The sequence below is a fragment of the Exiguobacterium sp. E4787 genome, from assembly GCF_018618375.1.
Classification (GTDB): Bacteria; Bacillota; Bacilli; order Exiguobacteriales; family Exiguobacteriaceae; genus Exiguobacterium; species Exiguobacterium chiriqhucha.
The window spans coordinates 1-12792 of the sequence record NZ_JACSLY010000013.1 but is presented as its reverse complement, the minus strand read 5'-3'; the positions used below and the strand labels follow the sequence as shown (position 1 = coordinate 12792).

10 protein-coding genes and 1 riboswitch are annotated in these 12792 nt (G+C 45.7%); of the genes, 8 read left to right on the top strand and 2 right to left on the bottom strand.

Features of this window, described 5'->3' with window-relative positions:
* The first annotated feature begins 83 nt into the window (after positions 1–83).
* A complete protein-coding gene (locus KNP80_RS13050; protein WP_214720151.1) occupies positions 84–1364 on the top strand; it encodes a helix-turn-helix domain-containing protein in 1281 nt (426 codons plus the stop codon).
* 61 nt (positions 1365–1425) lie between these two features.
* On the opposite strand, the gene KNP80_RS13045 is transcribed toward KNP80_RS13050, so the two are convergent.
* Entirely contained in the window at positions 1426–1743 is a 318-nt protein-coding gene (locus tag KNP80_RS13045; protein ID WP_214720152.1) for a hypothetical protein, read from the bottom strand.
* 202 nt (positions 1744–1945) lie between these two features.
* On the bottom strand, positions 1946–3784 hold the full coding sequence (locus KNP80_RS13040; RefSeq protein WP_251132398.1) for an ATP-binding protein: 1839 nt from the start codon (positions 3782–3784) through the stop codon (positions 1946–1948).
* Between the two features lie 261 nt (positions 3785–4045).
* On the opposite strand from KNP80_RS13040, the gene KNP80_RS13035 reads away from it, so the two are divergent.
* The 7 genes from KNP80_RS13035 to KNP80_RS13005 all read left to right on the top strand — a co-directional run.
* A complete protein-coding gene (locus KNP80_RS13035; RefSeq protein ID WP_214720153.1) occupies positions 4046–4651 on the top strand; it encodes a flavin reductase family protein in 606 nt (201 codons plus the stop codon).
* Positions 4652–4823: 172 nt separating this feature from the next.
* Positions 4824–5777, top strand: a complete 954-nt coding sequence (locus KNP80_RS13030) for an AAA family ATPase (RefSeq protein WP_214834904.1) — start codon at positions 4824–4826, stop codon at positions 5775–5777.
* Complete coding sequence (locus KNP80_RS13025) at positions 5774–6841, top strand: DUF58 domain-containing protein (RefSeq protein ID WP_214834260.1); 1068 nt, start codon at positions 5774–5776, stop codon at positions 6839–6841. The genes KNP80_RS13030 and KNP80_RS13025 overlap by 4 nt, the downstream gene beginning before the upstream one ends.
* Complete coding sequence (locus KNP80_RS13020; RefSeq protein ID WP_214834903.1) at positions 6838–8934, top strand: transglutaminase domain-containing protein; 2097 nt, start codon at positions 6838–6840, stop codon at positions 8932–8934. The genes KNP80_RS13025 and KNP80_RS13020 overlap by 4 nt, the downstream gene beginning before the upstream one ends.
* A 39-nt stretch (positions 8935–8973) precedes the next feature.
* Positions 8974–9074: riboswitch (purine riboswitch) on the top strand.
* 111 nt (positions 9075–9185) lie between these two features.
* On the top strand, positions 9186–10709 hold the full coding sequence (gene guaA, locus KNP80_RS13015; RefSeq protein WP_251129055.1) for a glutamine-hydrolyzing GMP synthase: 1524 nt from the start codon (positions 9186–9188) through the stop codon (positions 10707–10709).
* Between the two features lie 157 nt (positions 10710–10866).
* A complete protein-coding gene (locus tag KNP80_RS13010; protein ID WP_214834902.1) occupies positions 10867–11799 on the top strand; it encodes a tyrosine-type recombinase/integrase in 933 nt (310 codons plus the stop codon).
* Positions 11800–12319: 520 nt separating this feature from the next.
* On the top strand, positions 12320–12792 hold a 473-nt coding region (locus KNP80_RS13005; RefSeq protein ID WP_214834901.1), incomplete at its 3' end, for an HNH endonuclease.

Here is a 12792-nt window from a genome sequence, read left to right as displayed (position 1 = left end):
AAGTTAGATTTTCCTAATTGTGATAAAAAACGACGATAAGAGGGTCTAAAGTATTAAAAATAGAATCCAGGAGATGCTACTGCATGCAAAATAATTATGGGAATTTAATTAAAGTAGAGCGTCTGCGTCGAAATATGAAACAGTCTGTTTTAGCCCGTGGAATATGCTCCGTCTCATATTTAAGTAAAATTGAAAATAACCAGACTATCCCTAGTGAAGAAGTACTAGATCTTCTTTTTAGGAAATTAGACTTAGATATTCCTCTTTACGTAACAGTGACTGATAATGAAATTGAAAAAATTAAAGTAGAGATTTTAAGACTAATAAAAGAAGCTGTTTTATCAAGGAACTTAAATGAAACAGCAGAAAATTTGAAAAAAATAGAACGATATAAAAAGGACCATAGGATTTATAAACATAAACCTTTATATATATTGATGCTATTAGTGTTAGCAAGGTTTGATTTCATGCCTGGTGGAAAACAAGGTTACTTAACTGAATTAGAATGGTTACAAGATCAATTTACATCAGAGGATCGTATAAGATTCAACATTCTCAAAGCTTTAAAATCTTTTTCATTAAATGATAAAGATACAGCATTAGATTTAATGCAACAAGTGAGGGAGGAGTTAGATACAACGTACTTGGAAGAATGGGAAATAGCCGACATCAATTATATTATTGGTGGTATGTATTATAAATATACGGATTATTTACAAGCGATTGAACATGTGAATAGAGCGCTATCGTATTTTAAAGATAATTTTTATGTAGAACGAATAATAGAATGCCATTTAATTATCGGATTAGCTTTTAAACGAAGAAAACGATTTAACGAAGCATTAGCTAATTACAAAAAGGCAATTAAAGCTGCCGGGGCAACGGACTTAAAAGGATATTATGGCATGCTTTACAACAACACGGGTGAAATATATTCTCTACAAGGTAATAGAGAGCTTGCATTAGAATATTTCTTAAAAGGGCTAGAATATAAAGTTGAAAGCAAAAGTAAACTACTAAGTATTCTTTCATTAATTGAAGAATATTCTATTAGAGGAAGTTCCCAAGAAGTATTAGACTGGGTAGAGAAGGGGGAAGAAATTATTCAAGAAGAGGACAATGATAACCTATCCGAATTTATATATCATTTTGGAGTTTTTCGAAATAAGTATACTAATGGGAACAGTAAAGAATTGATTGAGAGCTTAAAAAAGGCAGTGCAGTATTTTGAATCTTCCGATGACTATCATTACACAAACAAATATGCCCTTTGGTTAGCACGTGAGCTACGAGAAAATGGGAAGTACAAACTATCTACTGAATACTATGAAAAATCCATTGCGATTATGTCTCGATGGGATTAACGCCTCCTCAGGCGTTCTTTTTTTGCACAAAAAAAGAGACGCCCGAATCGTCTCTTGTCGTTTATGGAGTGGTGAAATAATGAATCGTCCAAATCGGTTCGTTCATCAATGCTTCATCTCCCACATGGCCCGTTTGAACTTGTTGGAGTAGGTGAATGATATGTTTTTGTAAATTGGCGTCGTGTGAGCCGCTTCGCAAAATTCCATCTTCACTCGCGATGATATAAAACCCACCCAACCGCAAAGGAATATGATGTCTAACAATCGATACGGCAGCTTGCAGTTCGGCTTGCCCGCCTTGAAGTGGCACGTTTATATCAAAACGTCCCCATTGTTTAAAGTCGCCTAGTTCTGAAAACGGTGGGTCGCGGTGATCCAACTTCATGACCTCCAATCTTGTCTGTCTCTTCCTTACTAGTATAGCTCTTTTTCTAGAATAAGCCTGCGAGAAAAATGGGAAGGGTAAATCGATGTTGCCTTCGTTTCTCGATGTTACTCTTTTTCTAGATTATCCCAAAACATTCCTGCTAAAAATAGAAGCTACGGCGTAAAAAACACGACCGGAACGACTCCGGTCGTGTTCATTGATGAATCGCTTCTTTTGACGTCGGCAATTCACAAATAAATGTACTGCCTTCCCCGTAAATCGATTCAACGTGTAAATGTCCGTCGTGCGCTTTCGCAATTTCTTTACAGATGGCGAGACCGAGTCCTGTCCCTCCGATTTTACGACGGTCTGAGTTATCGACCCGGTAAAACTTGCCGAACAAGTTCGGTAATGCAGATGAAGGAATCCCCATCCCGTTGTCTCGAACTTTCATGACGACTTGACCTTCTAGTCGTTCTAATGAAACGAGGACGTTCCCACCTTCTGGCGAATATTTGATGGCGTTACTGAGCAAGTTACCGAGCAACTGCCGCATGCCTTCCAAGTCGGCCTCGATTTTAAAGTCCTGTCCGACATCGGCATCTAAGTGTAGATGATGCAAGTCGGTCGTCTCTTGATAAAAGCTGATACTGTCGCGAGCGAGCTCGAGCAAATCAACTGTCTCCCACTCGAACGTCTGTTTTCCGGCCTCCATTTTTTGAAGGTCGAGGAAGTCGTTGACCAAGTAAGAGAGACGTTTTGCTTCATCATGAATCGTCTTCAAGTACAATTCACGGCGGCTTTCTTTCAAATCACGCTCGAGCATCAACTCTGTAAATCCATAAATGGATGACAGCGGCGTTCTTAATTCGTGAGAGACCGTCGAAACAAGCTCTGATTTCATTCGGTCAATTTCAGTTTCGGCCGTCACATCGCGCAAGACGAGCATCGTGCCGTGAATCTTCCCATCTCGATAAATGCTTTCCGCATAGACCTGTAGGAAGTAATCTCCTTGATCCAATGAAATCGATAAGCCGTCTTCCGGCGGCTCTTGGTCGAAGACACGTTCGATATAACTGATGAAAAGGTCTTGTTGATCGACACGTTCGGCAAACTGTTCGATATCAATCGATAACGTTGTCAGTTCCTCATAACCGGCGTATTCGAATTGAAGTTCATCGAACATGCGGATAAAGGCGCGGTTGCCGACGATCGTGTCTTCCTCATAGTTGAAATACAGTATGGCTTCACGGACCGAGTTGATTAATTGTGCCGTCTCTTTACGATCCTGTTGCATCTGGCGATAAAGCCGCGTCCGTAAGAGCGAAATGGCCAACTGGTTCGCAAACGCGTTCAACTCTGATGTTTCACTCGCATCGAATGGCTCATCATAACAGGCCAAATATAAGCAACCGATCATCGTTCCGTCTGATGGATCCTTTACCGGGATGACCGTCTCATGGATATAGTACGGGTAGCCGTGAAGCTGGTCGGCCACTTTTTTTGAACTCGCTTCTAGCGATTTAGAAATCATGACACGCTTTAACAGAAGGGACTTTACCTTCAAGTCCTCCTGTTGCTCTTTTGTCATCCCTTTCGGTACGACGGACGTGATTTCATTGTCTTTGACGAGCAACACGGCCCCGAACTCCGCCTCGGTCAACCAGACGATTTTTTCGATGACAGCCGAATAGTCGAGTAACGATTCCTTCGAAGCGAGTACTTCAATCAATTCGTTACGATACTGCAGTTTAGTCTCATTTTGTTTCGACGCCTCGAGCACGGACTGCATCTCTTTTTGTTTTGCGCGCATTTTTTCGTTTTGTCCGACCATGCGTGTGATTAGAGGACGTCCAATTAATAAAATAGCAGTGATAAACATGACTAGCCCGGTCATCCAGATCCAACGCAACGTCAGAAGTTCGGTCGGTGAGACGGTATCGTCCCGAACGAACCAAGCACCGATTGCTGTTAAAACGAGGCTGGTGATACAAACACCATAAAGGATGCCGAGAATTTGACGACTGTTCAATTGTTCAATCCACTTGCCCATAATACACTCTACTTCCTTCCTTAACTAAAAACCAACTCCAATTCCATCGTCGTATGACGGAAATATACAAAAAGAAAAATTAGATGAACACCGAATTGCTCAAACAATGTGCCATCAAACATTCTCTGTTTAAATATCATATCTAGACGGATATACCCCGGATTTCAGCATCTTACACATTCGAATGTGCTTCCGATTGACACATACGAAGGGAACAGGATAGCTTGAAAGAGAAGAAATGACTATGGAAGAGGTGCTCTTATGCTATCGATTGAACCTTCAGCGTTAACCGAGCGAGACACGTACAAATTTTTAATCGGGAGTATCGTTCCGCGGCCGATCGCTTTCGTGACGACTCGAAACGGCGACACAATCAATGCTGCGCCGTTTAGTTACTTTAACATCGTGGCGTCCGAGCCGCCGCTACTATCGGTATCGGTTCAACGGAAGAACGGTGTCATGAAAGATACGGCCCGCAATGCGGTCGCGACAGAAGAACTCGTCATCCACATCGTCGATGAGACGAACGTGGCTCTCGTCAACGAGACCGCGGCCAATTTAGGGCCAGCGGAGAGTGAGCTCGATCGGACGACGTTCACGACCGCACCGAGTGATGTCATCGAGACGCCAGGCGTGAAAGAAGCCAAAATCCGGATGGAATGTAAACTGCACCATCACGTTCCGATTGAGCATGACGGGAAAGTGACGGCTGACTTATTGATCGCGCGAGTCGTGCGGTTCCATATTGACCCGGCGCTTTATGAAGCCGGACGTATCGACGCCGAACGATTGGCACCGGTCAGTCGACTCGCAGGAAACTTCTATGCCACGCTCGGCGAAACGTTCGAAATCGAACGACCGAAATAAATGCCATGGCGCTTGCTCGAATCGGAGACAAGGCGCTTTTTTTTGGGTAAAGAATGGAGAGCCCATTGGCATGATGGTTTTCTTTCACACGAGCGCTCGAATGTGTCACAATAAAGTCAGAACATTCTAATTTCTAACGCGTCAGCGATCAGAGAAAAAAGGGGAGTCGGCTATGTCATATCGTCCAGACATTCAATCGATCATCAATGCCATTGAGACGGTGATCGTCGGAAAAGAAGATGTCATCGCAAAGAGTTTGACTGCTTTACTTGCCGGAGGGCACGTGTTGTTAGAAGATGTCCCGGGCGTCGGGAAAACGATGCTCGTCCGGACGTTCAGTCGAGCTATCGATTTGGATTTCAAACGTGTCCAATTCACTCCGGACATGTTGCCTTCTGATTTGACCGGAATCTCGATGTATAACCAAAAGACGAAAGAGTTCGAATATCGGCCGGGTCCATTGATGGGTAATATCGTTTTGGCTGATGAAATTAACCGGACCTCTCCTAAAACACAATCGGCCTTGCTCGAGGCGATGGCGGAGCGCAGCGTGACGGTCGACGGTGAAGTCAAAATTTTACCGTCTCCGTTCTTCGTCATGGCGACGCAAAACCCGATTGAACATGAAGGGACGTATCCGCTCCCGGAAGCTCAATTGGATCGATTCCTCCTTAAAATCGAGATGGGCTATCCATCTTTCAATGAAGAGATTGCACTGCTGACGCAGTTTGAGAAAGCAGAACCGCTTGAGGCGCTACAGAGTGTCATTACGAAACATGAAGTCGAACAGATGCAACACGAAGTGCGCGATGTACACGTTTCGAGTGCCGTCAAACAGTATATCGTCCGTTTGATTCACGAGTCGCGCAACGACCCGAACACGTATCTTGGGGGCAGTCCACGGGCGACGCTCGCTTTGATGAAGGCGGCACAGGCGTGGGCGTATATTCACAACCGTGACTTCGTGCTACCGGATGACGTGAAGGCGCTCGCCGGTAGTGTGCTCGGTCATCGCATCTTACTGACGGCAGAAGCGCGTTATAAAGGGAAGACGGCCAAACAGCTTGTCAAAGGCTGGCTCGACACACTTCCGGTCCCGATGGATCGTGAGGTCAAAGAAGTATGAAAAATTGGATGAAGCTGTTCCTTGTGTGGGCGGCGGCATTCGGACTTTACGCATTCGCCCGAATTGAAGGGAGTATCGTCGCGTCGACGCTCTGGTGGTCATTTTTCGTCCTGGCCGCCTATTGGACGATTTTCATGATTTATCCGGTCACAGCCGCTAACGTGTCGCGCCGTGTGACGACGAAACGACTCGTCTCGGGCCAAACGATGGACGTGGAACTGCAAGTGGAGCGGAAATACCCGTTTCTTGTTGGGGTCGTCACGTTAGAAGAGACACCGCCGCCGCGACTCGCGACATCCACTGATGTCATCATTACCACGGTCGATCGTTTCTTTCGACGGACAGAGACGGTCCATTACGAAATCGAACAGATTCGACGCGGCATCCACGTGTTCGATCGGACCGTCCTTCACGTGCGAGACGTGTTCGGACTGTTCGACCGCAAACGGACGTTGCGACTCGAGACGGTCGTTGAAGTCTCACCTGCTGAACTTCCGTTCGACTTACCGCGTGACGAGCAAGTCGGTGGGCGAGGCGAACAGTATCGCCGCACGCGCACATATACCGAGGTTGCCAATACGACGAGTGGTGTCCGTGAGTATGCGGCCGGGGACCGCATCGGTCGAATCGATTGGAAAGCCTCGGCTCGACGCGGAAACTTAATGACGAAAACGTTCGACCAAGAGCAGGAGAAGAAATTGTCGCTTGTCTTTGTCCCGTCGACAACGGCCGGGCATGAAGAAGCGTTCGAACGCTCCTTGTCGCTTCTCGTCGGTGCAATCCGACAACTCGAGCGGAAAAATCTGCCGTTCGAACTGTATGTCATCGAAGAGCAGGTCCGTCTGTTCCATTTGCCGGACCAAAGCGCAGAGGTCGGCCATTACTTGCTGACAGCGACACCGGAGCCGGAAGGGCGCCTTGTCGAACGAGTGAAGCGCAACCTGCCGCAAGAAGTGGGGAACTTGATTATGATTAGCCCACTCGAGACGAAATGGGTGCGTGAGATCATGAATGAGACACAAGGCAGCTATCACTTGTACACGGCGAACGAGGTGACGACATGACGGCATGGTTGAAACGAATCGTCTATACGGCGCTTGCCGCCTACTTGTTGTCATTTTGGGTCGAGCCGATTGTGGGCAGTACGACATTTGATGTCAACTGGCCGTTCTTGTTCCTGCTTCTCGTTCCGATGTTTGCGAGCTTGTTGCCTTGGTATGGTTTCATTGGTGTGGTCGTCTTCAACTTCTTTATCGTCTTGTACGTGTACCACGGGAGTATCCTGGATTGGTTCGGTCTATGGTTAGAGGATTTGAGCGGGGTACTGAGCGGAGCTTTGCCGGAAGAGGCGATTTTCTTCTCGGCGATGGCACTCATCGGGGTACTGTTCGCCATCTTGGTCGGACGCACGTATCCGAGCTATGGCTTCGTTCTCGGGATGATCGTTTCGACGCTCGGACTGATGGCTTACTTTGACACGTGGACGCTTTATGACGGGGAAGGGAAGATTTTACTCGCAATTTTAGCGTCGCTCGTATTGCTCTTCGTCACCGACCTGGCGAAACGACCGAGCAAATCGCTCGTCCGCTATGTCAGTATCGCGCTCCTCGCTTCGGTCGTGTTGGCACTCGCAAGCGTGTCCCCGACGCTCGAAGGGGATTGGTCCGACCGTTTGACGACGAGTTTCCAAAACGCGGTGAACGATGAGGGCTCTGGTAGCGGTCGAGTCGGCTATGGGGTGAACGATGAACAACTCGGCGGACCGTTTGAGCAAGATGACGGCATCGTCTTCATCGCCCGTGGTGTGCCGGCGCGCTATTGGCGCATCGAGTCAAAAGAGATTTATACGGGGAAGGGCTGGGTCGAGTCCCCGGTCCTCGATTCCGAATATAACCGCGGACAACTCGTCGACCAAGCTGTCGATACGACACCGGAACAGGCGTTGCTCCGATTTGACCGGCGCCAAACGTTCGTCCCGTATGGTGGAGAATATCCACAGGCCACGGAGACGGACAATGGCACTGAGTTCCGAGTTGGAAATATCGAAGAACCGTTTCCGAACGAGACGATTCACATCCGACCATCCGGGAAAATCGTGTTCGACAATGATGGACAGACGACGCCTCAGACGATTCAACTCCGCTACAGTGTCCCTTCCTTTACAGAAGAGCAACTGGCATTGAATGAACCGGTGACGACGTTGACGGAAGAAGAGCGGCAGGCGTACTTGCAATTGCCGGACTCGCTTCCGGATCGGGTCCGCGACTTGTCGGCCGATATCACGGGCGACAGTGAGACACCTTATGACCAAGCCCAAGCGGTTCAAGCCTACTTCCAATCTGGAGATTTCCAATACAATACGGAAGATGTGGCCGTCCCGGAAGGTAATACGGATTACGTCGATCAATTTTTGTTCGATACGTTAATCGGGTACTGTGACAACTTCTCGACCTCGGCTGCCGTCCTTCTCCGGGCGAGCGGAGTGCCGACACGTTGGGTAAAAGGTTTCACGATGGGTGATGCGCGCGGGATTATCCAAGGGGAAGAAGAATACACCGTCCGGAACCGTCACGCCCACTCATGGGTAGAATATTTCGTGGAAGGCGCAGGCTGGGTCCCGCTCGAGGCGACTATCAGTTTCTCGGATGCCAACTTACTTCAAGTCGAGACGGAGGACGAAGCGAATGCAGACGATCCAGCGGCCAATGATCCACAAGCGTCGCAAGACGACGAGCCGACGAATCGTCCGCAAGAAGATTTGGCACTCGATGATGTGACGTCGGGAGAAGTGGCAACGGAGAACTGGAATATGCCGGTGTGGGGTTGGATTGTGATTGTCTTTACGGTCGCCGTTCTCGTATGGAACCGAAAATCGATTGAACGCCTCGTCATGATGCTTTGGTGGACACGGCGTCCATTGAATGAAAATCGACTCGTCGCCATGCATCGCTATCTAGTTAAACGACTCCGTGGAGCAGGTTTTAAAGTCGACGGGCGCACGCCGTCCGAACTCGCCGCAGAGGTCGATGCTTATTATGAATCGACCGAAATGACGAGATTGACCCGTTTGTTTGAACAAAGTGTCTATGCCGAAAAAACGCCGAATTCAAAATATAAAGAATATTGGAAAATCATGATTCGTCGAATTATGAGTTGAAGTAGGTGGATGCATACAGTAAGATAGACGCATTAGTTAGATAATTGAACAGCATTCCTTCGTATATACTCGCGAATTGGCGCGAGAGTCTCTACCGGACCACCGTAAATGGACCGACTATGAAGGAGCACGTTTCGTATACACAGAAAAGGGCGTGCTTCTTCTTCGGTTTAGTGAATCCGTGGGAGAAGCTCGCTCTTTTTTTGAGAAGAAGGCAGAAAGGTGGAGGTTTTGTGAAAATAGAACAAGAGATGATTTTGGTGCTCGACTTTGGAGGCCAGTACAACCAGTTGATTACACGTCGTGTGCGTGACCTTGGCGTATATAGTGAGCTTCATTCCCACAAGATGACCGCTGCTGAGATTCGTGAACTGGCTCCTGTCGGGATTATTTTCTCGGGTGGCCCGAACAGTGTGTACGCGGAAGGCGCATATCGCTGTGACCCGGAAATTTTCGAACTTGGCATTCCGATTTTCGGAATCTGCTACGGCATGCAACTCATGACGCATCACTTCGGTGGACGTGTCGAACGAGCGGCACATCGCGAATACGGAAAAGCGACGCTCTTCTCGACACCGGAAGCGTCGGCGCTCTACAAGGGTCTCCCAGTGGAACATACGGTTTGGATGAGCCACGGCGACCTCGTCATGGAAGCACCGCCAGGATTTATCGTCGATGGGACGAACCCATCATGCCCGGTCGCTTCAATCAAGAGCGATGAACTCAAAATGTACGGCGTACAGTATCACCCGGAAGTCCGGCACTCTGAGTACGGTAACGACATCTTGAAAAACTTCATCTATGAAGTGTGTGGCGCCAAAGGTGAGTGGTCGATGGAGAACTTCATCGACATCGAAGTCGAGAAGATTCGCGAGATTGTCGGCGACAAGCAAGTTCTTTGCGCGTTGTCAGGTGGCGTCGACTCATCGGTTGTCGCAGCGCTCGTTCATCGTGCCATCGGTGACCAATTGACATGTATGTTCGTCGACCATGGTTTGCTTCGCAAAAACGAAGCGGACAGCGTCATGAAGACGTTCGCGGACGGTTTCAATATGAAAGTCATCAAGATTGACGCGCAGGAGCGTTTCATGGCGAAACTTGCCGGCGTTTCAGATCCAGAACAAAAACGAAAAATCATCGGCAATGAGTTCATATACGTGTTTGACGAAGAAGCGTCTAAACTTGTGGACATGGACTTCCTTGCCCAAGGTACGCTTTATACGGATATCATCGAGAGTGGAACGGACACGGCACAAACAATCAAGTCACACCATAACGTCGGTGGACTACCGGAAGACATGAACTTCACGTTGATTGAGCCACTTAACACGCTCTTTAAAGACGAAGTACGTGAACTCGGGACTGAACTCGGGTTACCGGACTATATCGTTTGGCGTCAACCGTTCCCGGGACCAGGTCTTGGCATTCGTGTTCTCGGTGAAATCACAGAAGAGAAACTTGAAATCGTGCGTGAGTCAGATGCGATTCTGCGCGAAGAAGTGAAGAAAGCCGGTCTCGAACGTGATATTTGGCAATATTTCACGGTCCTTACACCAATTCGTTCAGTTGGTGTCATGGGCGACGAGCGGACGTATGACTATGCGGTCGGCGTACGTGCCGTCACCTCGATTGATGGAATGACTTCAGATTGGGCCCGCATTCCATGGGATGTACTCGAGAAAATCTCGGTTCGTATCGTCAATGAAGTCAGTCACGTCAACCGTGTCCTGTACGACATCACATCGAAGCCACCAGCAACAATCGAGTGGGAATAATAGGCGTGACGATGTTAGGTTAAGGGTGTTTGAACGCTTCTGTATCAACGGTTTCTAGTTGTAGATGAATGATAAATCCAATCACCTGCAACAATTCTATTTCAAAATCAGCTCTCTTTTACTCACGTTATTTGTGAATGAAAGGGAGCTGATTTTTATGAATGAAATTTTAGTGTTGATGGATGACTTTAAACTTAATCAACAAATTCAAGGAAGACAATCAAAGTATATTGAGATGTGTGTATGGAGATTAACCAAATGGCAAGAATTTATGAAACTTCATATGGCGGTAGAGTATGTTGAAGAGGTTAAAGCTATTCATGTAAAAAAGTATATCCAACATCACCAGCAATTAGGGTGTGAACGAGCGTCGACAATCAATAACAATATTGCCACTTTGAAAGTGTTCTTTAACTACTTGATTGATGAGGAATTCATAGATGAGTCAGAAAATCCGATGAGAAAAATTAAAAATCTCAAAGAGGAAAAGCGAGTTATAACAACTTTTAATGACGATGAAGTTAAAAGGATTATTAATGATGTGCAAGAAGTAACGTATTCGAACATTCGCGACAAACTCATGTTAATAACACTCTTCGATACAGGAATTCGTGTTTCAGAGTTAATATCAATTACAACGAATGATATTTCTTCAAAGAGTATTTTGATTCACGGGAAGGGGTCGAAACAGCGTTTAGTATATATTAGTAAAACGATGCGGAGATATATGAGGAAATATGAACTAGAAAGAAAGAAGCGTTTTAAGCATAAAAATAATGAAGAAATAGAGAATTATTACTTTTTAGATCAATCTGCTGTCCAACTGCACCGTTCTACCATAAATAAGATTTTAAGAAGACATTGTAAGAATGCCGGGGTAAGAGCCGAAGTAAGATGTTCTCCTCACGACTGTCGTCATTATTTTGCTCAGAAGCAATTACGGAACGGGATCGATGTATACAGCTTAAGTCGCTTACTAGGACATTATGATACACAAATGACGGTCAAATACTTAAGAGGGCTTGAACAAGAAAGTATTCTAGAGATAGGGAAACTGTACAGTCCCTTAAATGACTTTAGTATAAAGTAAGCGAAAATGAATACGAATATTCCGAGCGAGTAAATGATACTGGTATCTAGTTGCTCTTTTTTGTAATTACAAATGCAGATCCCGTCAATCCTTAAAGCAATGGACTCAAAAAGTCTTTATAAGCTGCCAAAGCTACACATGAAGGGATCCAAAAAATTATCGAGACGAGACAAGTAAACTAGGTTCAAGTTTAATAAACGTCATTAATTTACTAACTCTTTTAAACCTGGATTTAGAAGATATAAAGACAAAAATAAAAAAAGTTAAGATTTCCGAAAAAAGTTCTAGGTTGTGCATTTTGCACGTTTCCTTAATATTTTGCTGCTGTTACTTAAAAAAATAGCCGATTTTGCATTTAGTATAATGTGATTTGAGAGGTATTAATCGTTTTCAACATCCAGACGATTTGTATTTGAAAAATAAAAATTAGATAAGAAAGTGAGGGTAGGTAGTAGAAGTGGGAGTGAGTGAGAGTAATTGACTACCACTAATAATGAGAAAAAAATGTACGAAATGTTTTATGGGAAAAGATGAAATGGAATTTTCTAAAGACAAAAGTAAAAAGGATGGCTTAACATCTGCTTGTCGAGAATGTAACAACAGTCGAGAAAAAATACGCAGAGAAAATGGTGGGGAGTTTAGTAATGAACAAAAGCAAAAAGCATTTTTACTTTATGGGACCGCTTGCCAAATATGTGGTAGTGAGTTCAATTTGCAAGTTGATCACAAACTTCCCCAAAATATATGTAATCCTAACAAAGCTAGTGTTTCTGAGAATGCGTGGATATTATGTAAATCATGTAATGTCTCTAAAGGTACCAAAATTATTCGAGAAATAATTAAAGATGTTTCAAAGAAGACTCTAGGTGTCAACAGCGGTTTAAAATTCCCTCTTAATAACGGATTAAAAATCCCTTTTTTACACATTACTCTTGGAAACTATCGACACGCGCCGGTTGGATGCCGGCCCGTTTCTTTTCTCTCATTCGATAT